General features: G+C 68.4%; 22 protein-coding genes. 13 read left to right on the top strand and 9 right to left on the bottom strand.

Annotated features, from left to right (window positions below):
• Window positions 1-11: 11 nt before the first annotated feature.
• Together KF689_12855 and KF689_12860 are read right to left on the bottom strand one after the other, a co-directional pair.
• Window positions 12-659 (bottom strand): hypothetical protein, encoded by a 648-nt coding sequence (locus KF689_12855; GenBank protein MBX3134264.1) that lies wholly within the window; start codon window positions 657-659, stop codon window positions 12-14.
• A complete protein-coding gene (locus KF689_12860; GenBank protein ID MBX3134265.1) occupies window positions 659-1,717 on the bottom strand; it encodes a DNA adenine methylase in 1,059 nt (352 codons plus the stop codon). Before KF689_12860 ends, KF689_12855 begins: the two co-directional genes overlap by 1 nt.
• 128 nt (window positions 1,718-1,845) lie before the next feature.
• Between KF689_12860 and KF689_12865 the strand changes: the two genes are divergently transcribed.
• On the top strand, window positions 1,846-4,170 hold the full coding sequence (locus KF689_12865) for a 3-hydroxyacyl-CoA dehydrogenase/enoyl-CoA hydratase family protein (GenBank protein MBX3134266.1): 2,325 nt from the start codon (window positions 1,846-1,848) through the stop codon (window positions 4,168-4,170).
• Between the two features lie 23 nt (window positions 4,171-4,193).
• Complete coding sequence (locus KF689_12870; protein ID MBX3134267.1) at window positions 4,194-5,366, top strand: thiolase family protein; 1,173 nt, start codon at window positions 4,194-4,196, stop codon at window positions 5,364-5,366.
• Here the strand turns inward: KF689_12870 and KF689_12875 are convergent.
• Complete coding sequence (locus KF689_12875) at window positions 5,358-6,818, bottom strand: hypothetical protein (GenBank protein ID MBX3134268.1); 1,461 nt, start codon at window positions 6,816-6,818, stop codon at window positions 5,358-5,360. The genes KF689_12870 and KF689_12875 overlap by 9 nt on opposite strands.
• 213 nt (window positions 6,819-7,031) lie before the next feature.
• Between KF689_12875 and KF689_12880 the strand changes: the two genes are divergently transcribed.
• On the top strand, window positions 7,032-7,376 hold the full coding sequence (locus KF689_12880) for a hypothetical protein (GenBank protein MBX3134269.1): 345 nt from the start codon (window positions 7,032-7,034) through the stop codon (window positions 7,374-7,376).
• Between the two features lie 24 nt (window positions 7,377-7,400).
• Here the strand turns inward: KF689_12880 and KF689_12885 are convergent, their stop codons facing one another.
• The 3 genes from KF689_12885 to KF689_12895 are packed head-to-tail and all read right to left on the bottom strand — an operon-like array spanning window position 7,401 to window position 9,913.
• Window positions 7,401-7,721, bottom strand: a complete 321-nt coding sequence (locus tag KF689_12885; protein ID MBX3134270.1) for a winged helix-turn-helix transcriptional regulator — start codon at window positions 7,719-7,721, stop codon at window positions 7,401-7,403.
• A gap of 16 nt (window positions 7,722-7,737) precedes the next feature.
• Window positions 7,738-9,174 (bottom strand): MBL fold metallo-hydrolase, encoded by a 1,437-nt coding sequence (locus tag KF689_12890; protein ID MBX3134271.1) that lies wholly within the window; start codon window positions 9,172-9,174, stop codon window positions 7,738-7,740.
• Between the two features lie 4 nt (window positions 9,175-9,178).
• Complete coding sequence (locus tag KF689_12895) at window positions 9,179-9,913, bottom strand: sulfite exporter TauE/SafE family protein (GenBank protein MBX3134272.1); 735 nt, start codon at window positions 9,911-9,913, stop codon at window positions 9,179-9,181.
• A 128-nt stretch (window positions 9,914-10,041) separates the two neighbouring features.
• On the opposite strand from KF689_12895, the gene KF689_12900 reads away from it, so the two are divergent.
• The 5 genes from KF689_12900 to KF689_12920 are packed head-to-tail and all read left to right on the top strand — an operon-like array spanning window position 10,042 to window position 13,771.
• Entirely contained in the window at window positions 10,042-10,836 is a 795-nt protein-coding gene (locus tag KF689_12900) for a DUF1295 domain-containing protein (protein MBX3134273.1), read from the top strand.
• Window positions 10,837-10,884: 48 nt separating this feature from the next.
• Complete coding sequence (locus KF689_12905) at window positions 10,885-11,460, top strand: SCO family protein (protein MBX3134274.1); 576 nt, start codon at window positions 10,885-10,887, stop codon at window positions 11,458-11,460.
• Window positions 11,423-11,899 (top strand): copper chaperone PCu(A)C, encoded by a 477-nt coding sequence (locus KF689_12910; GenBank protein MBX3134275.1) that lies wholly within the window; start codon window positions 11,423-11,425, stop codon window positions 11,897-11,899. Before KF689_12905 ends, KF689_12910 begins: the two co-directional genes overlap by 38 nt.
• Window positions 11,883-12,218, top strand: coding sequence for a hypothetical protein (locus tag KF689_12915; protein MBX3134276.1), 336 nt, complete (start codon window positions 11,883-11,885; stop codon window positions 12,216-12,218). Before KF689_12910 ends, KF689_12915 begins: the two co-directional genes overlap by 17 nt.
• Complete coding sequence (locus KF689_12920) at window positions 12,215-13,771, top strand: family 10 glycosylhydrolase (GenBank protein MBX3134277.1); 1,557 nt, start codon at window positions 12,215-12,217, stop codon at window positions 13,769-13,771. Before KF689_12915 ends, KF689_12920 begins: the two co-directional genes overlap by 4 nt.
• A gap of 19 nt (window positions 13,772-13,790) precedes the next feature.
• On the opposite strand, the gene KF689_12925 is transcribed toward KF689_12920, so the two are convergent.
• Together KF689_12925 and KF689_12930 are read right to left on the bottom strand one after the other, a co-directional pair.
• Window positions 13,791-15,143 (bottom strand): hypothetical protein, encoded by a 1,353-nt coding sequence (locus tag KF689_12925; protein ID MBX3134278.1) that lies wholly within the window; start codon window positions 15,141-15,143, stop codon window positions 13,791-13,793.
• 278 nt (window positions 15,144-15,421) lie between these two features.
• Window positions 15,422-18,637 carry a hypothetical protein gene (locus KF689_12930; protein MBX3134279.1) on the bottom strand — a complete coding sequence of 1,072 codons (3,216 nt, stop codon included), beginning with the start codon at window positions 18,635-18,637 and terminating at the stop codon, window positions 15,422-15,424.
• 114 nt (window positions 18,638-18,751) lie between these two features.
• Between KF689_12930 and KF689_12935 the strand changes: the two genes are divergently transcribed.
• Complete coding sequence (locus tag KF689_12935; GenBank protein ID MBX3134280.1) at window positions 18,752-19,699, top strand: Na/Pi cotransporter family protein; 948 nt, start codon at window positions 18,752-18,754, stop codon at window positions 19,697-19,699.
• A gap of 76 nt (window positions 19,700-19,775) precedes the next feature.
• The gene (locus tag KF689_12940; protein MBX3134281.1) at window positions 19,776-20,201 is read left to right on the top strand and encodes an HPF/RaiA family ribosome-associated protein; all 426 of its coding nucleotides are present in this window, start codon (window positions 19,776-19,778) and stop codon (window positions 20,199-20,201) included.
• On the opposite strand, the gene KF689_12945 is transcribed toward KF689_12940, so the two are convergent.
• Complete coding sequence (locus KF689_12945; GenBank protein MBX3134282.1) at window positions 20,198-22,330, bottom strand: beta-N-acetylhexosaminidase; 2,133 nt, start codon at window positions 22,328-22,330, stop codon at window positions 20,198-20,200. The two genes, KF689_12940 and KF689_12945, sit on opposite strands and share 4 nt — an antisense overlap.
• A 121-nt stretch (window positions 22,331-22,451) precedes the next feature.
• Here KF689_12945 and KF689_12950 point away from each other — a divergent pair, with 121 nt between their 5' ends.
• Genes KF689_12950 through KF689_12960 form a run of 3 tightly spaced genes read left to right on the top strand, consistent with a single transcriptional unit; the run spans window position 22,452 to window position 23,952 of the window.
• Window positions 22,452-22,754: a type II toxin-antitoxin system Phd/YefM family antitoxin gene (locus KF689_12950; protein MBX3134283.1), complete on the top strand. Its 303-nt coding sequence runs from the start codon at window positions 22,452-22,454 to the stop codon at window positions 22,752-22,754.
• Between the two features lie 23 nt (window positions 22,755-22,777).
• Entirely contained in the window at window positions 22,778-23,137 is a 360-nt protein-coding gene (locus KF689_12955) for a PIN domain-containing protein (protein ID MBX3134284.1), read from the top strand.
• Complete coding sequence (locus tag KF689_12960) at window positions 23,134-23,952, top strand: ion transporter (protein MBX3134285.1); 819 nt, start codon at window positions 23,134-23,136, stop codon at window positions 23,950-23,952. Before KF689_12955 ends, KF689_12960 begins: the two co-directional genes overlap by 4 nt.
• Window position 23,953: the final 1 nt, after the last annotated feature.

The following is a 23,953-nucleotide window of genomic DNA, read 5'->3' on the forward strand; positions in this document are numbered from 1 at the left end:
CCTCCTCCCCGTCATCCTGTGAGCCCAGGCAGCGCCAGCGTCAACTGCAGTGCCCCACCGTTTGTCGCTGCGACCGTCACCGCACCGCGCTCGCGTTCAACCGCGGCCACGAGCGCTTGGTACTCACGGCTTTCCCGCACGTCCTTGACTGCACCCGCACAGGTTACGGTCAAGGCGGAGTCGCCCCCGACCCGCGCAACCTCGGCGCGCACGGCACCGCGCCCCACCGCGCTCCTGACGGCAAGCAGCGCCATCACCGCGAACCGCAGCGCGTCGCCGTGGAACAGCAGCACCGGCTCCACGTGGCCGTTCTCGGCGGCAATCTCGAGCCGCAGATGCCGCGCCTCGAGGTGGTAGCCGAGCAGGGTGGCCGCCTGCTGCACCGCCTCGCCGAGTCGCGCGGGATCGCGCCGCGCGCTCCGTGTGCCGGAGAGCAAGCGGTACTGCGCCATCAACTCCCGGAGCCGATCCACCTCGGCGCCCAACTGCGCCATTCCCTCCTCCGGCGTCGAGAGACCGGCCTCGTGGAGTTGCACGAGTCCGGCGAGCGCCGCGACGCGGTTGTTGCAGGCGTGGACCAGCCCCTGCAGCAGCGCATCGTAAACCGGAAACCACTCCTCGGCGCGGAAGGCCGACTGCATCGGGGCGAGCGTTGCCACTAGGCCACCTCCGCCAGCGGCTGCTCAGCCGCTGCTGCCACGATGCCCTCGGCGTCCGGGCCGGCGACGAACAGCCATTCCGTGTTCGTGAGATGGCCCGGCGCGCCGACCAGCTCACCGCTGCGCGAGAAGATCCCGATCTTCGCGCCGACGTAGCGCTTGGAGGGCACGGGCAGGCCCGCCACGTCGCCGAAGCGCGCCGAGAGCATCGCGTGAATGCCAGGCAGCGGATGGAAGCCTTCGTCGGAGAACGAGAGGATCACGTGCCGCGCCTCGACGCCGTCGATGACCGCCTGGAGCGCCGCGGCGGCCTCGCCGCGCAGGTTGAATGCACTGCGCGTGCGGCGGCAGTCCTCGCGCTTGTTGGCGATGCCGTACGTCGGCGGCGCGTCGCCGCGCACCAACGTCTCCCACACGTGATAGTTGCGATAGTACGAGTGCTGATTGTACGGCGGGTCGAGATAGGCCACGTCGTAGCGCCCGCCGCGCACCGCTTGCGTGGCATCCCTGCGCAATGCCACACCGGCGCCGGGTAGCAGGTTCGGCATCCGCAGTCGCAACGGACGATGGCTGCGCGCGGACCATTCCTTGAGATAGGCCATCTGCAGACCGGTAGTGGAATCCACGCGGTCGGTGGCCTCGAGCAGCGCCGTGAGCAGGACGGCGCGTTCGGTGGCGTCGTCGGTAATCGTCTCGATGCGTGTACGGATGGCATCCACGCGCATCCCGTTGGCCGGCTGCACATAACGGGCGTCTTCGCAGAACGTGCGCGTGAAGTAGCCGCGGACGCCGGGCAGCGCGTTCAGCTCCTCCAGCATCGCCGCGAGGGCATCGTGCCGCAGCGTCCGGGCGTCGGCCTGGATGTACGCCTGCGCCAGGACCTCGCTATAGCTGGCGAGGTCGTTGGCGGTGACGTGCAGGCCGGCGCGCTTGAGGCCTTGGGCCACCCGCGTCGTGCCCGTGAACAGATCCAGTGCGCGGCGCGCCCCCGGAATCGCCTGCGCCAGCGCGACGATCCGCGGCACCAGCCGCCGCTTTGAGCCCAGGTACTTGATCACCTGCCCAAGGTAGGGTTGCGCGGCACCGCCAGCCAGTGACGGACGCTACATTCCAAGACGGCCCGAGCCCTGCGACGGCCGCGGAGGCCACCCCTCCCCCCGCATCACATTTTCGATTCGGAGTCGCAATGCGGATCACCTCGGTCGGCGTCATCGGCGCCGGCGCAATGGGAGCCGGCATCGCCGCCCTCGCGGCCTCGGCCGGCGTTCCCGTCGTCCTGCTCGACATCCCGGGCCGCGACGACCCAGCGCATCCAGACCGCTCGAAGCCAGCCCGCGACGGGCTCGAGCGCGCTCGCAAGGCCAAGCCCGCCGCGTTTATGGACGCCAAGGCCGCCGCCCTCATCACCGTCGGCAACACCGCCGACCACCTCGACCGCCTCGCGCACTGCGATTGGATCTGCGAGGCCATCATCGAGAAGCCCGCGCCCAAGCAGGAGCTCTTCGCCAAGCTCGAGCGCATCGCGCCGGACGCCATCGTCACGTCGAACACCTCGGGCATTCCGATGTCCATCCTGCTCGAGGGCCGCTCGGCGCGCTTCCGCGAGCGATTCCTCGGGACGCACTACTTCAATCCGCCGCGGTATATGCACCTGCTCGAACTCATCCCGACGGATGAGACGGTGCCTGCGGCGCTCAATGCCATCCGCCACTTCCAGGAGCGCATCCTCGGCAAGGGCATCGTGCTGGCCAAGGACGTGCCCGGTTTCGTCGCCAACCGACTCGGCGTGCACGGGATGGTCGTGGCCGGTCGCTTGATGCTGCAGCACGACCTCAGCATCCCCGCGGTGGACACACTCACCGGCGCGCTCATCGGCCGTGCCAAGACGGCCACCTTCCGCACCGGCGACCTCTCCGGCCTCGACGTGCTCGTGCACGTGACCGCCGGCCTCTCGCAGACTACCGGCGAGGACCTCGCCCTCGTGCCCTTCGTGCACGAGTTGGTGAAGCAAGGCCGCCTGGGCGACAAGACCAAGCAGGGCTTCTATAAGAAGGACAAGAAGGACATCCTCGCGCTCAACTGGAAGACGCTCGAGTACGAGAACCTCGGACGGTACTCCACGCCTGAGATCGACGCGGCGATGAAGCTGCCGCTCGCCGAGCGCCTGCGCGCCGCGCGGGATCTCGGCGGCGCCGATGGTGCCTTCCTCCGCGACCTGCTCGTGGCGCAGTGCCACTACGCTTGCACACTCGCGCCGAACCTCGCGTACAACCTCGCCGCGGTGGACCGTGCGATGGAGTGGGGCTACGGCTGGGAGCTCGGACCCTTCCGCGCGATGGACGCCTTCGGGTTGGACTGGTTGCGCGGCGAGATGCAGTCCCGCAGCCTCACCGTACCGCCGCTGCTCGCGCGCGCCGGAGAGCGCTTTTACGAAGAAGCCGGCAGCACCGCGACCATTCCTGCACTCGACTCCGACTCGCGCATCGCAGTGCCGGCGGTGCCGGGCCAAATCGCCCTGGCCGACCTGCGACGCGCCGGCCGCGTCATCAAGGAGAACGCCGAGGCGCGTTTGGTCGATCTCGGCGACGGCGTCGCCTGTCTGGAGTTCTGCGGCAAGATGAACACGCTCGGCGTCGGCGTGATGGAGATGGTCGCCGCATCGCTGGAGCACGTGGACAAGACCGGAATGCAAGGGCTGGTGATCGGCAACGACGATCCGCGCACGTTCACGGCCGGCGCCAACCTCGCCGCACCGCGCGCGCTACTCGAGAAGGGCGACTGGAAGTCGCTCGAAGCCATCACCAAGCGCTTCCAAGACACGGTGATGTCGTTCCGCTTCGCGCCGTTCCCGGTCGTGGCGGCACCCTTCGGGCTCACGCTCGGCGGTGGCTGTGAGATCTCGCTGCACTGCGACCGCATCCAGGCGCACGCTGAGCTGTATATGGGCTTGGTGGAAGTTGGCGTCGGCTTGATTCCCGGTGGTGGCGGGACCAAGGAGCTCGCCTTCCGCTTCACGAACGCGCTGTCGCCATACGACGAGGCCGATCCGTTCGAAGGTCTCAAGCGTGCGTTCAAGCTCATCGCGCTCGCGCAGACCAGCACCAGCGCGCACGAAGCGCGCGCGATGGGCTTCCTGCGTCCGGTGGCTGACCGCATCACGATGAACCGCGACGTGCTCCTTGCCGACGCCAAGGCGCGCGTGCTCGATCTCGCCGCAGACTACGTGCCGCCGCAGCCGCGTCGGATGACGTCGATGGGCCGCGCGGCCGTCGCAAACCTCGACTACGCGCTCTGGAGCTTCAAGGAAGCCGGCCAGGCCTCGGACCACGATCTCCGCATCGGCCACGAGGTGGCGGTCATCCTCGCCGGCGGCGACGGACCGCCGCGCGACGTCACCGAGCAGGACCTGCTCGATCTCGAACGCGACGCCTTCCTTCGCCTGCTCGGCACGAAGGAGACGCAGGAGCGCATCGCCCACACCCTCGCCACCGGCAAGCCGCTGCGGAACTAAGCGGCGCAGGTCACGGAGATCATATGAAGACCGAAGTCGTGATCGTGAGCGCCGTCCGCACGGCGGTGGCTCGCGGCAAGAAGGATGGGGCGCTCGCCAGCGTGCACCCGGTGGACCTCTCGGCCACGGTGCTCAAGGCCGTGGTCGAGAAGGTGAAGCTCGACGCCAAGCACGTGGATGACGTCATCTGGGGCTGTGCGATGCCCGAGGCCGGCCAAGGCCTCAACGTCGCGCGCCTCAGCGTGCTGCGCGCCGGCTTCCCGGTGGACGTCAGTGCGATGACCATCAATCGCTTCTGCTCCAGCGGCCTGCAGAGCATCGCACTGGGCGCGCAGGCCATCCTCAGCGGAATGAACGACGTGATCGTCGCCGGCGGCGTGGAGATGATGAGCGCGGTGCCGATGAGCGGCTTCCACACGCGGCTGCATCCGGAGCTTACCGAGGAGAACATCGGGATGGGCTTCACCGCCGAGCGAGTGGCCAAGCGCTGGGGCATCTCGCGCGAGCAGCAGGACCAGTTCGCGCTGGACAGCCAGCAGAAGGCTGCCGCGGCGTGGTCGAAGGGCGTGTTCGCCAACGAGATCGTGCCGGTGCCGGTGGAACGCGTGCGCTGGGAAGGCGCCAAGGCGCATCGTGAGTCCGTCGCATTCGCCGCGGACGAGCTCGTGCGCGGGAGCACGACGCTCGAAGGCCTCGCCAAGCTGCCGCCGGCGTTCAAGCCTGGCGGCACCGTCACCGCAGGCAACGCCTCGCCGCTCAGCGACGGCGCGGCGGCGGTGCTGATGATGAGCGCCGCCAAGGCCAAGGAACTCGGCCTCAAGCCGCTGGCGCGCTTCGTGCACTTCGCCACGGCCGGCGTGGAGCCTGACGTGATGGGCATCGGGCCGGTGAAGGCCGTGCCCAAGGTGCTCGCGCGCGCGGGCCTCACGCTCGGCGACATCAAGCTCATCGAGTTCAACGAGGCCTTCGCGGCGCAGGCGCTGGCGGTGATCAAGGACCTCGAGATGGATACCTCGCGCGTCAACGTGAACGGCGGGGCGATCGCGCTCGGGCATCCGCTCGGCGCCACCGGAGCCAAGCTCACCGTCCAGCTCGTGCACGAACTCGGGCGGCGCGGCGGCGGGCTCGGGATGGTGACGATGTGCATCGGCGGCGGGATGGGTGCCGCAGGTGTGTTTGAGGTTGTGTCAGCGTAGCGGCTCGTTCGCGACCGCCTCACGGGCCAGCCCCACCAGGGCCCAATACGGCGGCGGATACCCGCGCGCTGTACGCCAAGCCTCAGCGCCGCGCAGTACCTCGGCGCTGAGGCGGTCGTGCCGCGCGTTGTAACTCCGGTTGCGTAGCGCTGCCGCCGGAGTCATCCCCTCGGGGATTGGCCCCGCGCCACCGCTTCGCTCGCGCAGCCAACTCCAGCCCTTCAGTACGCGCGCGAGCGGCAACTGGTACCAGGGGTAGCGCAGTCGGTCACCGCGGTCGGCCCCCTCGAGCATTGCATCGGTCACCGCGTTGTCCACGTGGTCCTCGAACAGCGTCGCCGGATCGCGCCACTCCGCCGCCACGGCAAGCTGCGGGTCGTACTCGAGATCGCTCGGCTCCTGCGTCTCGAAGTGCCGCACGCCGAATGACCCCAACCACTGCCGCAGTCCTGGGCGCGAGATCGTCGACCGGCCCATCCACAGCGTCAAGCCCTGCGCGCGGTATCCCTGCGACGCCACCTCGGAACAGAAGAGCCGCGTGGGGTCCTCGTAGTCCATCGTGAAGTCGTACGGGATGTGCTCGCGGCGCGCGCGATCGAGCATCAACTGCGCGGCCTTGTGCGGCAGTTGCGGATCCGCCGTCAACGCGGGGAGATCGGCGCGCGGGCGCAACACCATCACGCGCAACTTCTTGTCCGCGAGGTATCCCTCGGCCGTGGTGATCGCGACTCCGAGTTCGATATGCGCTTCGATGACGGACACCGCACGCGATGTGGCATCGATGTGCACGAGCGCGATATGCGAGAAGTTGCCCGGATGGTCGCTGCCGCGCGCAATGAGCGCCGAGGTCGGATAGCCACCGCGCGACACGAGGATATCGCCTGAGTGCAGCGTCACGCCCTGCACCACGGCGCTCGGTGTCACCGACGGGACGTCGGCGCCCCGCAGCAGCGGCGCGACAGCGCCCGGTTGCTGCAGCATCACTTCCTCGACAGCGGCCCGTCCACCATAGAGGGCGCGGTACAGCGCATCGCGCTGCGCGCGATCGCTGGGATCCCAGTCCACAGTGGCCTGCTTGGCCGCCGTACGCCACGCGGACTGCAGCGCCGCGAAGCGTGAGATCAGCGCGGCGCAGGGTGCGACGCGCGGAGCGAGCTGGAAGAAGCGCTGCGAGAGCGCGTCGAGTTGCGGCACCGTCGGACCGCGCAGAGCGGACACGGCCGACTCGAACGCCGTGAGCGCCGCGAGCGTCGCCGAGGAATCTGCGCACGCATTCGCCCTCGACTCAGTAAACGCTTCCTCGAGTGCAGTCCAGAGCGAGTCCCGCCCCCAGACGAACGGCGCTCCACCCTCCGGTACCGGCGCGATCACAGGCTCCCGGGCCGGCACGACCAATACGAGCGCCGCGACCACTGCGACGCCGAGCGTGTAGCGGTTGGCGAGGGCGGACACGAAGGCTGGTCGGATCTCAGGCTCGTGGTGTCAGGGGAGGAAGCGCGGACACGCAGGAACATACGCCGCGCCGCCCCAACGCGCGTGGCGGGCACGCCCCGCCCAGACGGGTGGGGGAATTCCGTCGACAATTCGCTACCATACAGTGGAGCGCATTCCACGCGGAAACAGCGTGCATCAGAACCGCGTTGTCCCAATATGATGAGCCCTGCGATGACCGATTCGATGAGCGCCACGGACCGCCAGCTGCGATCGCTGGCGATGACCCGCGCCGCCAAACTCGACGCGATCGAGACCGAGATCCGCGCCCGTACGCCGCGCCCCTCAGCGCGGCTGCACATCTCGCTGTCGAATCCGCCCGTCCGCACAGCCTACGAGACGCAGATGCGCGTCGCCGGCAGCCGCGACGACGTGCTCGACTTCGTCGCCGCGCTCTACGACGAGGTGAAGGGAATGGTCCGCCCCGACGGCACGCCGCCAATCTCCGTGCAGTCCATCGAGAGCGAGAGTAGCGAGCACATCCAGTTGCTGCTCGCGCGGGATCTCTACGAGGGTTGAGCGTTCACGTGGCGCGTCTCCGGCTCAGCGCACCACGCGCAACGCCGCCCGCTTCTGCTTGATCCCATCCTCGATCCACCCACACACGTAGTCACACAACCGAAAGATCTCCTCATTCGAGATCGCGTAGTACACGAAGGTCCCTTCCTTCCGACGCGTGACATACCCGCAGTCGAGCAACTGATGCAGGTGCTTCGACACATTCGCCTGCCCGAGGCCAGTCAGCTCCACCAGCTCCGTCACTGAGCGCTCGCCGTTACGCAGCGCCTGCAGCAACTGCAGGCGCGTCGGTTCGCCGAGGGCGCGGAAGTACTCCGCCACCTCGGTCATCAGTTCGGGAGACATATTCGACTTGCGCACGTCACACCCCGGCGGTGGCGGTTTCGCGCACGACGGCATTGCCGGCCTGCTGCCAGGCGACGAAGCCGCCCGTCAGGTCAGTCGCGTCGGTCACGCCCAGCTTCTGCAGCACGCTCGTCGCGATCGCGGAGCGCGCACCGCTCTGGCACTGCACGATGATCGGCTTATCGCGTGGGATCTCGGCGAGCCGCTCCGGCAGGTAGCCCACGGGGATGTGCAACGAGCCCGGGAGATGGCCGGCCTCGTACTCCGAGCGGTTGCGCACATCGACCACGGTGACGTCACCGCGCGCGAGGCGCGGAGCCAGCGCCGCGACGTCCGTCTTGCGCACGGTGCCCAGCGGCTGGCCGCTCTTCTCCCACTCCCCGATCACCTGCGGGTCATACCAGGCCGCGACCTGGTCGAGTCCGATCATCGCGAGCTCGCGTACGGCTTTGGCGACGTCGGCCGCTGCGGCGATGAGATGGATGGCTTGATCGTACTTCACCAGCCAGCCGGCCCAGGTGGAGAAGCTCTTGTTGAGCGGGATGTTAATCGTGCCGGGGATGTGCCCCTTGGCGAAGTCGCTGGCGGAACGCAGGTCGAGCACGGCGGCGTGCCCGGCGAGCGCAACGGCGAGCGCCTCGCGCGCGCCCTGCGCCGGCACGGTGAACCCGCCGAGGATGGGCGGGCCATCGCGGTTGATGCGCTTCATCTCGGCGAAGTACAGCGGCGGCTCCGGCTGCCCGGCCAGCACCATCTCCACGAAGTCCCGCTCGGTCGTCGTGCCCACCCCCCAGTTGAAGCGCTTCTCGTAGCCGACGGTGCTCGTCGGCACGGCGCCGAGCGACTTGCCGCAGGCCGAACCCGCCCCGTGGCCGGGCCACACCTGCAAGTAGTCGGGCAGCGCGCGGAAGCGCGCGAGCGAATGGAACAGCGTGCGCGCGCCGGCTTCCATCGTGCCCGCAGCCTTGGCGGCCTTCTCCAACAGGTCGGGGCGGCCGACGTCGCCGACGAACACGAAGTCGCCGGTAGCGATGCCCATCGGCTCGCTGGCGCCGGCCGTGTCGGTCACGACGAACGAGAGATGCTCGGGCGTATGGCCCGGCGTGTGCATCACCTCGATGCGGATGTTGCCGACCTTGATCACGTCGCCGTCGCGCAGCAGCGTCGCGCCGTCCGCCTTCGCGAAGGCGTACTGCCAGTCCTTGCCGCCCTCGGCGGAGAGGAAGAGCGTCGCACCGGTCCGCTTGGCGAGCTCGCGCGAGCCGGAGACGTAGTCGGCGTGGATGTGCGTCTCGGTCACGTGCGTGATGCGGAGCTTCTCGGTCGCCGCCGCGTCGATGTACTGCTGCACGTCGCGGTTGGCGTCGATCACCAGCGCTTCGCCGGTGGCGGCGCAGCCAATCAGGTAAGAGGCCTGCGCGAGACCGTCGTCGTAGAATCGCTTGAGGAACATTGGGTCAGCCCTTGATGAGAAGGTAAATCGCGACCGCCACGAGCAGCGCGGCGAACGCGCGCTTGAGGGCGGTGTGCGGAACGCGTGTTGCGAATGCGGTGCCTACCAACAAGCCCGCGGCCGTGAAGCCGGCGAACCACGCCACCAAGTCCCACGGCACGTGCACGCTGCTGTGATACCCGGCGTAGCCGGCCAGCGTGTTGAGGACGATGACGAACAGCGACGTGCCGACGGCTTGGTGCATCGAAACGCCGGCGAGGAGCACCAGCGCCGGCACGAGCAGGAACCCTCCGCCCACGCCGACGAGGCCAGTGAGCGATCCGGCGGCGACGCCGACGAGCATCAGGATGCGTCGGCGGGGCGTCGCGATTGGTCGCTCGGGGAGCGCCGAGTTGCGGAACATCAGCACGGCGGCGACGAGCATCACGACGGCGAGCAGGCGGAGTTGGGTGTGGCCGGACAGGTGCCGTGCTGCGATCGCGCCGCCGTAGGCGCCGAGCATTGCGGCGAGCCCGAAGGGGATGGCGACGCGGAAGTTGACGTTGCCGTGGCGATAGTGCTGGACGACGCCGACGAGGGCGGCGCCGCCGACGATGGGGAGGCCCATCGCGATGGCGGTCTTGGTGTGGACGCCGAGGGCGAGGACGAGGACGGGGACGGTGAGGATGGAGCCGCCGGCGCCGAGGAGGCCGAGGGTGACGCCTATCGCGAGCGCTAGGGCGGCGGCTATCGCTGTCATATAACTATATAGTAATATACATTAGCCCGTGGTCAAGGTGGGAGAGGGGAGGTGGGAGGGGGGTGACGGGGGGGAGAGGGGAGAGGGGAGATAGATGGGAGAGGGGAGATGGGGGGTACATTTTGGGGGTGGGCTTCCTTCCTCTGCTCGGCACTGGCTTGCTCGTTGCTTCCTCCCTGATGCTGCTGCTCTGGGGGGTGCATCGGCGTACGGGGAATGCGTCTTGGGTAGACGTCGGGTGGGCGGGGACGCTGGGGGTGCTGGCGCTGCTCTACTCCGCTCTGGCAGATGGGTTTGGGGCGCGGCGGGTGCTTATTGCCGCAGTCGTTGGGGTGTGGAGTTTGCGGCTCACGTTCCACCTCGTGCGGCGGGTGCTCGCTGAGCCTGAAGATCCGCGCTATGGGGAGATGCGGGGGCGTTGGGGGGGGAACCTCCCTGCCAAGTTCTTCCTGCTCTTTTTGGGGCAGGGGCTGCTCGACGTGGTGCTGGCGCTTCCCTTCCTCTTTGCTGCGCTGGATCCGACGCCGCGCATCCACATCCTCACCTGGGCCGGTGCGGCGTTGGCGCTGCTGGCGATGCTCGGCGAGGCCGCGGCCGATGCGCAGTTGCGCGCGTTCAAGGCCGATCCTTCCAACCGCGGACAGGTCTGCCGCGTGGGGCTCTGGGGCTGGTCGCGGCACCCGAACTACTTCTTCGACTGGCTGGTGTGGTGCGGCTTTGCACTCATCGGGCTAGGCTCGCCCTGGGGATGGACCGGACTGCTGGGGCCGGCGCTGATACTGTACTTCCTCACGCGCGTCACCGGCATCGCGGCCACCGAAGCGCACGCGCTGCGCTCGCGGGGCGAGGCCTACGCCAGGTACCAGCGCGAGGTCAGCGCATTCGTCCCGCTGCCGCCACGACGCCTGCGCGGCGCGCACTGAGCACTGCCTGCACACGAACCGCCCGAGGGGAATCGCTTAGATTGCGGGATGGGACGTTCGCTCTCCACGATCACCGCACTCGCGTTCGCCACTGCGCTCAGCGCCTGCTCGGGCCAACTGGAACGCGGCATCGTCATCGAGGATCCCGATCCGGCACCGGCGCTGGCGTTCGTCGCGGCGGACTCAACGCGCTTTGACCTCGCGGCCGAACGCGGCAAGGTGGTGCTGCTGTACTTCGGCTACACGCACTGCCCGGACGTGTGCCCCACCACGCTGGCCGACTGGTCGCGCGCCAAGCGCGCACTGGGTGCGGACACGGCCAACGTCCGTTGGGTGTTCATCAGTATGGATCCGGACCGCGATTCGCCGGAGCTGGCGCTGCGCTACGCACGGCAGTTCGACGCCTCCTTCCTCGGCCTCACGGGCAGCGATGAGGAGCTCGAGGCGCTGAAGAAGCGTTGGAGCATCGCGGCGTATCCGGAGAGCGACCCGCGCGACGGTCCCTACAGCGTCGCGCACCCGGCACACACCTTCGTCGTGGACCGGCAAGGCCGGCTCCGCGTGCTCTTTGAACCTGGAGTCCCCGGTGAAGCACTGGCGAAAGACCTCCGCAAGCTCCTCTAGCCGCGCCTCGACCATCACCGCGCTCGCGGCGGCGACGCTGCTCGGCGCGGCCTGCGCCCGCGATGCAGCGGTGCGGCCCTCGGCGCTGGACGTGCGCGAGGCCTGGGCCCGCACGGCGGACAGCGGCGCGATGACGGCGGTGTACTTCACGCTGGGCAACGGCGGCGCCGAGTCGGACACGCTCGTCGGCGTCGAAAGCACGGTGGCCGAACGCACCGAGATGCACATCTCCACGCAACACGGCGGGATGATGCGAATGTCGGCGGTGACCTCGCTGCCGGTCCCGGCCGACGACAGCGTGATGTTCCAACCGCTCGGCGCCCACGTGATGCTCACCGGACTCAACCGCCCGCTCGTCGAGGGCGATTCCCTGAGCATCACGTTGCGCTTCACGTCGGGGCAGACCGTCGAGGTGCGGGCCGGTGTCCGCAAGCCGTAGCCTCGCGGTAGGCTTGGTCGTCCTTGTGATGGCCTCGCTCACCTGGTGGACGTGGCCGCGCGCAGCGGTAACGATCCGTATCGCGCCGGGTGGGGTAGCAACGGTGAATGGTGTGGTGCTTCCTGAGACGCTGTTCGTGAAGGCGCGAGGGCGCAGCACCGTCATCCGCGTGGTGAACGGCGACTCGGTCCGGCATCAACTGGCGCTCTTCGGCGCCGACGCCGGCGAGACGCGCGACTTCACGATCACCTACCCCGGCACCTACGGGGGCGTCTGCTCTACGCATCCCAGCGGCAACCTCACTTACGTCGTCCAATGATCCGCTCCGTCTTCCTCGCTTCGCTGCTGCTGGCCACGCCCGTCGTGGCCCAGGAGCTCTGTGAGCAGGAAGACGCGAGCTGCGTGCCCCCGGCGGTCACGCGTGAGTTCCGCGGGCTGTGGATCGCCAGCGTCGGCAACATTGATTGGCCGTCGCGGCCGGGCCTGCCGCCGGACTCGGCGCGGCTCGAGCTGACGCGCCTCTTCGACAAAGCGCGCGCCAGCGGCCTGAACGCCGTCATCTTCCAGGTGCGCCCCGCTGCTGACGCGCTCTATGCTTCGGAGATCGAGCCCTGGAGCGAGTACCTCACCGGCCAGGAAGGCGTCGCGCCGCGGCCCTGGTGGGATCCGCTGCGCTTCGCGGTGGACGAAGCTCACAAGCGCGGGCTCGAGCTGCACGCCTGGTTCAACCCGTACCGCGCGCGCCATCCCTCGGCCAAGGGTGCGCACTCACGGGGCCACGTCACGCTCGCCCGTCCCTCGCACGTGCGGCAGTACGGCCGCTCCGAGTGGATGGACCCCGGCGAGCCCGCCGTGCGCCAGCACACCATCCGCGTGATCCTCGACGTCGTCAAGCGCTATGACATCGACGGCGTGCACATCGACGACTACTTCTATCCGTACAAGGAACGCGATCGGCGCGGGCAGACGATCGAGTTCCCGGACGACCGCACCTGGCAGCGCTACCAGCGCAGCGGCGGCACACTCGCGCGGGATGATTGGCGCCGCGAGAACGTGAACACGCTGGTGCGCGAGCTCTACGAGCGCATCCACGCCGAGAAGCCCTGGGTGAAGTTCGGCGTCTCGCCCTTCGGCATCTGGCGCCCGGGCTTCCCCGAGAGCGTCGTCGGCTTTGACGCCTACAGCGAGCTCTACGCCGACGCGCGCAAGTGGCTGCAGGAGGGCTGGCTCGACTACTTCTCGCCGCAGCTCTACTGGCCGGTGGCGCAGCAGGGACAGGAGTATCCGGTGTTGCTGCGCTGGTGGTCGGAGCAGAACGCGTTCTCGCGCCACCTCTGGCCCGGCAACTACACGAGCAAAGTCGGCGAACTCTCGCGCACGGCCTGGCGCGCCAACGAGATCGAACACCAGATCCGCGTCACGCGCGCGGAGTCCGGCGCCAGCGGCAACGTGCACTTCTCGGCAAAGGTCTTCCTCGAGGACCGCGACTCGCTGGCGACGCGGCTCTCGAAGCACGTGTACGACGAAGTCGCGCTGGTGCCGGCCTCGCCGTGGATGCGCGTGGAGCGGCAGGGCGCACCGACGGTCGAGTTCGTCGAGAGCGCCAACGGGCCGGGCAGCAACGGCGCGAACGGAAACCACGGCAGCAACGGCAACATCGCGGGCTCGCTGGTCGTGCGGCTCACGCCGGCCTCCGGCACGCCGCGCTGGTGGTTGATCCAGACGCGCCGTGGTGACGGCACCTGGGAGCACACGGTGCTGCGCGGTGCGGCGCGCGAGATCAGCATTCCCGCCACGACCGACCGCCTAGCAGTGCGGGCCCTCGACCACGCTGCTGTCGAGGGCCCGCCAGTCGTACTGCGACTGCGCTAGGTGCGGAGGCGGGCGCCGACTACTCAGCGCACAACGGAAGAGGAGTGCGCTCGACGATGAACTCCCCCGCACTCGTACGGCTGGTGAAGTACGCGAAGCCGAATCCGATATCCCGTAGATCGCTTCCACGCTTCGCGAGACGGAACGGTCCGCGCGCCTCTCCGGTCTCAATGCTCACGGCGATACCCCAGTGGCCAGTGCCATCCGTGAAGTCGCGAAGGTCCGTGCCTACCAGCCAGAGACAGCGCCCCGCAGCGAACATCGCGGCCACCGAGGCGAGCTTTTCACTCATGGCGGATGATTGACTCGCGCGCAGTTTTTGCGCGAATGTCGCACGTCGCGCATTCCGCTCCCACTGCCGTGCATCCGCTTCGGTCACGGCGGCTGCAATGAGGTCTCGCATCAGCCATTCTTGTGCTTGCACGCGCAATGAGTCCGTGAGCGCTACCTCCGTGTGCGGCCACGTGACAATGCGGCGACCGTCCCCCGCGAGACCCACAATCGAAACTCGGTCGCGAGCCGGGTCGAAGATGGCAAACCACGTCGAGGTTCCTGCCACCAGCGGGCGAGCCCCGAATAGTGGTTCATTCACCGGTTGCTGAATGTTGGTCATCGGCTGTCCACGCGCATCCGTCACCATGATCATGGCCAAGGAGCGTTCTGGCCCGCGCACCGATTCCACACTGTCCGCCGCGAGAGTCCGACTCGAGAGCCGAAGGACGGAGAGAGACAGATGTTCCGTGCCGCCCGCCTGCGGAGGTAGGGCGCTGATGCCACGCTCGCCGCCCAGCACCACGAAGTCCGCTCCGAAGCCCGCAAAGCGTCGACTCACATCCTCCGGCCCAGATTGAAACGGCGCACGATGAAACAGATTCGGCTTCTTGAACAATTGGAGCGACCAGTCGGGAAGCCACGGGAGCCTCGCACGTCCGACCGAGGTGCCATCGAAGCGGAATAGCTCGATGGCGTCCCGATCCAGAACGGCGAATCCCGAGTCACTCGCCTCCACAGCGAGGGGACTCCGGAATTCCCCTGGACCTTCGCCGCGTCGTCCAAAGCGATGCTCAATTGCGCCGTCCCGCAGCACCACCACCTGGCGAAGATCCCGCAGCAATAACGCGACCCGACCATTGGGCAGCGCCTCGACATCGGCGATGTGCGCCTCGCGCACTTCCGCAGGCAGCGCGAGACGCTCCACAACATCAGGCGCCGCTGGTTCCGACGGCATGGCGAGTGACGCCACCGTCGGCGAATGAGAAAGCCGCATCACAATGGTGTCGCCCGTGACAGAAACCACGCTGCCCACGGCCAGCGCAGGTGCCGCATCCGACTTCACGCAGGCGTGACCGACGATCACGAAGGCGGCGGCCAAGGTCCGAGCTACAAGTGCGGAACGCCACGTTCCACCTGGGGAGCCTTGAAGAGTGGGGCGGGTATCTGGCGAGCTCACGAGTCCGTGGTTTGAGTTGAAAGCAACTCTTGCTCGCGACACGAGGCTCGTCAAGCACCTGTGAAGCGGGGTGCGCTCTTGGGGTACAGTCAGCGAAGCGACGCGGCGGAGCGCTTCATCCTGACCGCGCTCCGCCGCTGGACCTACAAGAATCAACGTTGGCTCAGGCATCGACCTCCTGAGAGCCGATAGCTAGTCGCTTACCGCTGCGCGCGCAGCCAACGGTTGAACGCGCGCTCCATCTCCTCGACCTCGAAGGGGAAGCCGCTGCCGCTGCCGCCGGCCATCCGCTCCACGCGCAGCGTCTGCGTGTAGGTCTGGCCCTCGATCGTCATCGCGACGCGGTACGTGCCCGGCTCGGCGACTGAGCCGCCGCCGAAGCCACCGCCACCACCGCCGCCGCCCATCACGCCGGCCGCACGGATAATCGCGAAGACCTCTTCCTGCGAGACGTTGCCCATCGCGCCGGCCTGACCCGCGCCGCCCGCACCGGGACGGCCCGCGCCACCGGGACCACCCTGCCCCGCCGGACGCGGCGGCGCCTGCTCGGCCGGACGCTCCGTCCACACGCCGGGCTGCGCGCCGCCACCACCGCCGCCGCCGCCGAAGCCCAGCTGGCGCGCGATGGCCTGCATCCCGCCGGTGCTGCCGCTGAGCGCCTGCCGCAGCATCGCGATCATCGGCGCGGGGATCTTGCCTTCCGCCGCGACCGAGTCGAGCACCGCGGTCACGCGACGCGCCTGGAGAATCGAGTCACGCAGCGCGGCGCCGGTGAGCGCCGGACGCGGAGCCGGACGGCCCTGGAAGCCCCAGGTCACCTTGTGCACGCCCGCCGAACCCTGGCCCGTGAGCGTCTGCAACGTGTCGCCGTTGATGTCCATCACGACCACGCGCACCGGCCCCACGTTCTTGCTCAGGCGGTACCACACGTCCGCGCCGTACTGCGGGCTCGGCGCCTGGAACACCATATTGCCGGTCGAGTGCCCTTCCATCGGCGGCTCGCCCCACTGGAAGGCCGTGCGCGGCTCGTACAGGTGCGCCGTCTGCGACATCGGGCCCGCCATCTGCTGCAGCGGCGCGATGTCCACGATCCAGATCGAGCGCCCGTGCGTGCCGGCGATCAGCTCGGCGTCGCGCGGATGGATCTTGAGGTCGTGCACCGGCACGTTCGGGAAGCCGGTCATGAACTTCTGCCAGCTCGCGCCGCGGTCGCCGGAGACATAGGCGCCCACGTCGGTGCCGACGAAGAGCAGGTGCTGGTTCTTCACGTCCTCGCGGATCACGTGCACGAAGTCCGGCCCGCCCTTCGGCAAGTTGCTCGCGATGCTGCGGAACGTGCGGCCGTTGTTGTCCGACACGTACACGTACGGCGTGAAGTCGCCGCGGCGGTGATTGTCGTAGGTCACGTACACGCGGCCCGCATCGAACTGCGAGGGCTCGATGCGCGACACGTACGTGCCGGCCGGCACACCCGGCACGCGCGACGTGAGCTCCGTCCACGCGCCGCCGTCGTTCTCCGTCATCCAGAGACGGCCGTCGTCGGTGCCGGCGTACAGCTTGCCCGCCACCAGCGGCGACTCGTTGAGCGAGACGATCGTGCCGAAGGTCTCGGCGCCGGTGGCGTCGACCGTGATGCCGCCCGTCGTGCGCGTCGAGATGCGGATCTTCGTCGTATCCGCGTACGAGAGGTCCGCCGAGATCGGGAACATATTGTCGCCGCGCTGGAGCGACTTGTATACGCGGCTGGCGCCCATATACACGATGCTCGGGTTGTGCGGCGAGAGGAAGAATGGCGTGTTCCAGTTCCAGCGCGGGCTGTCGGCCGTGGAGTCGGCCTTCTGCTGCGCGCGGAGGCCGTCGATCGTGCGGCGCAGCGCCGGCGTCATCGGGCGCGTGGTGTCGCCGCGCACGACCATGATCGAGTCCTCCCACTTCATATAACGCTCGCGGTAGTTCGGCTTGCGCAGCGCGGTGCGCTGGCCGGCCGAGACGATGTAGCGGCCCATATTGCCGCCCTGCGAGGTCCCGTAGATGATGTCCGGATTCGTCGGATCCTGGTTCGTCACGAACCCATCGCCGCCGTTGAACGTGAACCACATCGCGTTCGTGATCGGTCCCTGCCGGCGCCGCGACGGGCCGCACCACGAGCCGTTGTCCTGCAGGCCGCCGCAGACGCGGTACGGCACGGCCATATCGTACGAGATGTTGTAGAACTGCCCGATCGCGAAGGTGTTCGGGAAGATGTAGTTGCCGCCGTTGTCGAACGTGATGCCGATGCCGCCGTCGTTGCCGACGATGTGGCGGTTCGGGTCGTTCGGGTCGATCCACTGCGCGTGATGGTCCACGTGCAGGCCGATGGTCGCGTTGCGCGCGTTCTTGCCGCCCTCATCCGAGACCTTCACCGGCGTGGAGCTGAACCACACGCGGTCCGGGTTGCTGGGGTGCACGCGCACCTGGCTGTAATAGAAGGGACGCACGTTGTCGGGCGCGGTGCGCTCCCAGGTGCGGCCGCCATCCGCCGAGCGGTACAGGCCGCTGGGACGCTCCTGCGCTCGCGCGCCCGCCGCCGGACGCGGATTCGGGTTCGTGTCCGCCTCGACCATCGCATACATCACCTGCGGGTTGCTCTGCGCGATCGCCACCTCGATGCGGCCCTTCATCGTCTCGGGGAAGCCGCCGCCGCGCACTTCGGTCCAGGTCTCGCCGCCGTCCTCGGAGCGCCACAGCGCCGAGCCGCGCCCGCCCGACTGCAGGAAGTACGGGCCGCGGAGGCGGTGATAGCTCGCCGCGAACAGGACGTTCGGGTTCGTGGGGTGGATGTCGACGTCCACGAAGCCCGTAGTGTCGTTGATGAACTTCTTGAGCTGCCAGGTCTGGCCGCCGTCGGTGGTCTTGTAGAGGCCACGCTCGCGGTTGGGACGCCAGGCCGCGCCGAGCGCCGCCACCCAGGCCACGTTCGGGTTGGTCGGGTGCACGATGATGCGCCCGATGTGCTCCGTCTCCTTGAGACCCATATAGGTCCACGTATTGCCGCCGTCCGTGGACTTGAACACCCCGCCGCCCGGCGAGATGGAGTTGCGCGAGTTCGGCTCGCCGGTGCCCAGGTAGATGACGTTCGTGTCGCTCGGGGCGATCGCGAGGTCGCCCATCGAGGCCACGCCGTAGTTGTCGAACACCGGGCGGAACGTCACGCCGCCGTTGGTGGACTTCCAGACGCCGCCCGCGGCGGCCGCCACGAAGATGGTCCGGCTGGGCGAGGGAATCGCCTCGATGTCGGTGATGCGGCCGGACATATTCGCCGGGCCGATCTGCCGCCAGCGGAGCCCGTCGATGACCGACTGGTCCACCGACTGGGCCGGCAACGCCGTGGCCGCGAGGGCCGCCGCGCCGCCGAGCACCGTGAGAAACCGTGTCACGCGCATAGGAGATTGGTGGGTTGTGGGGTACGCCCCCTGCTGGGGGCCCATAACTTACGGCTGCGTTCCTGCCGGCGTTGGCCCACCTCGACTCGCACGCACCCAGCCCCTCCCGTGTCCGGTTTCCAGATCTTCATCGGCGTGACCGCCGCCGTGATTCTCTTCCTGCACGGGCTGCAGTCCTTCAGCCACGAGCTGCAGGCGGTGGCCGGCCCGGTGATGCGGCGCTGGCTGGCCCGGGTGACCGCCAGCCGCATCCGCGGGATGGCCGTCGGCGCCCTCGCCACCGGCATCGTCCAGAGTTCGAGCGCCATCTCGGCCATCACCGTGGCCCTCGTGGACGCCGGCACGCTCACCTTCCGCGCCTCGCTCGGCGTAATGCTCGGCGCCAACATCGGCACCACCACCACCGCCTGGCTGGTCTCGTACAAGCTCACCGGCATCGGGCCGGTGTTCATCGTGATCGGCGCGTTGCTGGGCTTCCTGCCCACGAAGGCGCGGGTGGCCGGCAAGGCGGTGTTCTACTTCGGGTTCATCTTCTTTGCGCTGGACCTCATCAGTGCCGCGTTGCAGCCGCTGCAGACCAACGGCGTGTGGCAGGCCTGGCTCTCGGCGGCAGACGATCCCTGGTCCGGCGTCGCCGTCGGGATACTCGCCACGGCCTTGCTGCAATCGTCGAGCGTGGTGGTGGGTCTCGCCATCCTGCTCGTGCAGCAGGGGCTGCTGCCACCCGAGGCGGCGGTACCCATCGTCATCGGCTCCAATGTGGGCACGACGTCCACTGCGTTGGTGGCCTCGCTGCACCTGGGCCCCGTGGCGCGGCGCAGCGCCAGCGCCAACCTGATGTTCAACCTCGGCGGCCTCGTGCTGGTGGCGCCCGTGCTGCCGTGGTTCGCGCGCACCGTCACGCGCCTCAGCGACACGCCGGCCATCGCCGTCGCCAGCGCGCACCTCTACTTCAACGTCGGCATTGCGGTCGTCTTTCTCGTAGTGCTTTCCCTGATGCACAAGCGGCTCGAACGCTTCGACCAGCCGCCGCGGCCGAGTGAAGGACCGGTGTAGCGCAAGGCTACAATCGCGCGTGTCATTCGGCGAAATTGCGGAGCCAATCGTTCACGCGAAATCAGAGGATGCCGCAATGGCCCGTACGTTCCGTTCCAAGGACACCCGCCGCGCCCCGATGGGCGTGGCCGCCAACAAGGCGCCGCGCAACGAGCGCGGCCGCACCGACGCCCCCGAGACGCCGCTGGCGATCCGCAGCAAGGACGCCGAGGTGGATGCCGAGCTCCGCGAATACGTCGCCAAGCGCAGCGGCTTCAAGTTGGGTAAGTTCGCGACAGCGATCGAACGCATCACCGTGCGCTTCGAGGACCTGAATGGCCCCAAGAAGGGATCGCCGGCGGACCGCTGCGCCATCAAGGTCGTGATCTCGCGGCTGGAGAGCGTGATGGTCGAGGTCGTGGACCACGAACCGCGCACGGCGTTCGACAAGTGCATCGATTCCGTCGAGCGCGCCGTGCGCCGCGCGCTCGAGAAGCCCAAGTCCAAGGCGCGGAGGCGCTAGTCGCGCGGGCGCGAGGCGCCGCCGCCGGTCGGCGCAGGGCGCGACGGCGCCAATGCTGACGGCACTCCCAATGACGCCGGCGTCGGCAGCGCCCGCTCCCGAGTGAAGCGACGCCGCGCCGCGTCCATATCATTGATGCGCTGCACCCAGCGATGCGTCTCCACGTCGTAGCGCGCCAGGTTGTTCTGTAGCCAGTACGGACGGTTCTCGTAGCGCCAACTGCGCTCGAAGAGCTCGCGCGTCAGCACCCAGCCGTCGCGCATATCCTGCAGCTTGCCGTTGATGCCGGTGAACTCGGCGAACTCCTTCCAGGTCACCGTGTCCAGCGTCGCGAGCAGGTGCACGCCCTGCGCCACTTCGTCGGCGATCTGGAACTTCATCCCCAGCCAGTCGATGCGCCGCGCGCCCAGCTCCATCGCATCCACCGCGCTCGGCTCCCGCAGGTGCCGCTGCGTGCGTGCGCGCGCGATCTGCACCAACGCGCTCTCCGCGTGCACGCGCACCTGCGCGATGTGCGGACGCAGGCGCAGCGTCTCGATCACGCCTTCCTCGCTCCACGGATCCAGGAAGAACAGATACGAGCCCGCATCGCCGGCACCCGAACGCTGCAGCGCCGCGTGCGCCGCCATCAGGTGCCGTTGCGCCGCGTCGATCGCGCCGAGGGTGTCGCCGTGGAAGTTGAGGCCGTAGGCGTTCTGGAATGCTGCGATGTTCGACTCGCCCGGCTGCCACGAGGCCGCCGCGCCGAACACCAAGCCGTACCAGTTCTGCTCGAAGATCCCGTCGCCCCAGTCGTCCCAAGTCGTGTTGATGACGCCCGTGGCGCCGCTGCGCTGCCCGTCTCGGATGAAGCCCTGGATGTTCGGCAGCGCCGTGTTGCTGTTGGGGTACACGCCGTTCCAGTTGCTGATGCCCGGCGCCACCCAGGTCTCCATTCCCGCGTCGCGGAAGGGCTTGAGCAGACGGTCGAAGTTGTTGCGAGACCAATAGTCCCAGCCCACCGCGATCAGGTCCTTGGGCAGGCGGCTCACCAGCTCCGGTGAGTTCATCGCGATGTCGCCCCAGAACAGGTAGCGCTTGCCCGGCTTGCGCACCGTCTCGACGATGTCGCGCAGATAGTTGATGTACACCGCGCCAAGCCCGTCGCGCTCCACCATCGGCTTCGTGCGGCCCGCGCCCAGCTCGAAGGTCTCGTCGGCGCCGAGGTGCACGAACGGCGACGGGAACATCGAGTCGATCTCGGCGAAGATGCCGCGCGTGAAGGCCAGTGTGCCCGGCTGCCCCGGCGCGAGCACGTGCCCGTGCGGCGTCTCGGCCAGGTCCGCGTAGATCTCCAGCTTGAGCGCGTGGTGCAGATGCCCGAAGGTCTGCTGCTGCGGGATGATCGTGACGTGGTAGCGCCGCGCGTAGGCCACCAGCTCGGCGACGTCTTCGCGGCTCATCGAACCGCCCGGCGGCGCGATCACCGGCTGCGAGGCGAACTGCAGCGTGTGCTCGAAGTACAGCGTGAAGGTGTTGATCTTGTACGCCGCCAGCAGGCGCACCTGGCGCTTCTGGTACTCCAGCGTCGGCATCGGGCCGCGCGAGAGGTCGTCCTGCACGCCGCGCCAGCGCATCGCCGGCCAATCGCGGATCGTCGCGAGGTGCAGGCGCGCGCCCGGGCCCGCGCCGACAATCAACTGCTTGAGCGTCTGCAGTCCGTAGAACGCGCCCGCCGCCGTGTGCGCGATGACCGTCGCGCCGCTGGTGTCCGTGACCAGGATGTAGCCTTCGTCGCGCATCGCGGCGTCGAAGCGCAGCGAGTGGCGCTCGAGCACGCGGCGGGCCTGCTCCGAACCGTTGCGCAACATCGTCACGTGCCAGCCGCGCGGGGCGCCGTGCAGCGCCGCGGTGAAGCCGCGTTCGCGCATCGCGAGGGCGAAGTCCTCGGCGGCGTCGATGTCTGCGCGCTCAGAACTCGGCGTGATGGAGATCTGTGCGCGGAACAGCGCGGTGCCGTCGTGGCGGACGATCTCGCGCGGCGCGGGGAGCAGGCGCGGGGCGTTGCTGGCGGCCGAGGGCCTGGCGGGGGCCTGCGCGGCGAGGGCGGCCGGCAGGAGGATCGCAGCAAGGATGGCGATTGGGCGCATCGGCAGAATGTAATGATTGTGAGAGCCGGCGAACCTCGTGTTACCCTCGGGTATGGTGAATCGATCGTATGGACGGGCAGGCAAGGTTGCCGAGGTAGCTACCGGTAGCTACCTTAACAGAATGAAAGTCGTCGGCATCAAGGAGCTCAAGAACAAGCTCAGCGAGTACGTGAAGCTCGCGAAGGCTGGCGAAGTCGTGCTCGTCACGGATCGCGGGGACGTGGTGGCGGAGCTGCGCGCGCCCACGCCGTGGAATGATCCGATGATGGAGGATCCCTGGTGGGCTGAGCAGGTGCGGAAGGGCATCGTCACGCCAGAGAAGGTGCCCCCGGGTACGCCGCTCAACCTGAAGCGCAACTACCCTCGCGTCCCGCTCGAGGAGATCCTGCGTGACCTCGACAAGAGTCGGGAGGATCGGTTCTGATCTACGTCGACTCATCCGTCGTGTTGGCGACGCTGCTGGAGGAGCACCGACGCCCTGCCGATCAGTTCTGGCAGGCGCCTCGCATCGCGAGCCGCCTGATGGAACTCGAGGTGCGTGTTCGTGCGGCCGACCGTCCACAGCCTGCGGACGCCGAGCGGGATCTCGATGAGCTGTTGTCGCGGGTGAAGTTCGTCGAGATTGAGCGCGAAGCGGTCGCGCTGCTCTATGAGGACCCGCCGAAGTCCGTGCGGACCCTCGATGCCATTCACCTCGCGACGCTTGCGTACCTGAACTCGGGCCCGCGCAGCATTCCGCTCGCCACCTACGACCGCCGTCTCGCCACCGCCGCCCACGCGATGGGCTTCGAGGTGATCGTCCCGTGACCGCCCGCCACTACTGGCGCCGCGTGATCTTCGATCACGACACCAAGGCCGGCAAGGCCTTCGACATCGCGCTGATCATCGCCATCCTCGGCAGCGTCGCCACGATGCTGCTCGACAGCCTGCCCGGCCTCTCGCCCTCGGCGCACTACGCGCTGTACCTGTTCGAGTGGCTCTTCACGATCCTCTTCACCATCGAGTACGCCGCGCGCCTCTGGTGCGCCGCCGATCGCCTGCGCTACGCCAAGAGCTTCTACGGCGTGGTGGACCTGCTCGCGCTGCTGCCCACCTGGATCGGGCTGATCTTCCCCGAGGGCCGCTTCCTCGGTGTCGTCCGCATCATCCGCGTGCTGCGCATCTTCCGCATCCTCAAGCTCACGCAGTATGTGGCCGAAGCCAGCGTGCTCACGCAGGCGCTGGTGGCGGCGCGGTACAAGATCGTGGTGTTTATGTTCACCATCGTCACCGCGGTGAGCGTGGTGGGCTCGCTGATGTACCTGGTGGAAGGCCCCGAGCACGGCTTCACCAGCATCCCGATGGCGATGTACTGGGCCGTGGTGACGATGACCACCGTCGGCTATGGCGACATCGCGCCGGGCACCCCATTCGGCCGACTGCTCGCCAGCGCGCTGATGATCCTCGGCTACGGCATCATCGCCGTGCCCACCGGCATCGTGACGATGGAACTGCAGCGCAGCGCGCAGGCGCGCGTGCCGCGTGCCGTCACCTGCCCCGGCTGCGGCGGCGACGGGCACGACGCCGACGCCAAGTTCTGCAAGGGCTGCGGCGTGCAGCTCCCGACGCGCGGCGTGCTCTGAG

This window comes from Gemmatimonadaceae bacterium (genome assembly GCA_019637355.1).
Taxonomy (GTDB): Bacteria; Gemmatimonadota; Gemmatimonadetes; order Gemmatimonadales; family Gemmatimonadaceae; genus Pseudogemmatithrix.

Excerpts from the sequence above, each read along its gene's own strand:
- KF689_12865 (MBX3134266.1), top strand. The coding sequence starts at position 1,846 with ATGCGGATCACCTCGGTCGGCGTCATCGGCGCCGGCGCAATGGGAGCC.
- KF689_12870 (MBX3134267.1), top strand. The coding sequence starts at position 4,194 with ATGAAGACCGAAGTCGTGATCGTGAGCGCCGTCCGCACGGCGGTGGCT.
- KF689_12880 (MBX3134269.1), top strand. The coding sequence starts at position 7,032 with ATGACCGATTCGATGAGCGCCACGGACCGCCAGCTGCGATCGCTGGCG.
- KF689_12885 (MBX3134270.1), bottom strand. The coding sequence starts at position 7,721 with ATGTCTCCCGAACTGATGACCGAGGTGGCGGAGTACTTCCGCGCCCTC.
- KF689_12890 (MBX3134271.1), bottom strand. The coding sequence starts at position 9,174 with ATGTTCCTCAAGCGATTCTACGACGACGGTCTCGCGCAGGCCTCTTAC.
- KF689_12895 (MBX3134272.1), bottom strand. The coding sequence starts at position 9,913 with ATGACAGCGATAGCCGCCGCCCTAGCGCTCGCGATAGGCGTCACCCTC.
- KF689_12905 (MBX3134274.1), top strand. The coding sequence starts at position 10,885 with ATGGGACGTTCGCTCTCCACGATCACCGCACTCGCGTTCGCCACTGCG.
- KF689_12920 (MBX3134277.1), top strand. The coding sequence starts at position 12,215 with ATGATCCGCTCCGTCTTCCTCGCTTCGCTGCTGCTGGCCACGCCCGTC.
- KF689_12940 (MBX3134281.1), top strand. The coding sequence starts at position 19,776 with ATGGCCCGTACGTTCCGTTCCAAGGACACCCGCCGCGCCCCGATGGGC.
- KF689_12945 (MBX3134282.1), bottom strand. The coding sequence starts at position 22,330 with ATGCGCCCAATCGCCATCCTTGCTGCGATCCTCCTGCCGGCCGCCCTC.
- KF689_12950 (MBX3134283.1), top strand. The coding sequence starts at position 22,452 with ATGAAAGTCGTCGGCATCAAGGAGCTCAAGAACAAGCTCAGCGAGTAC.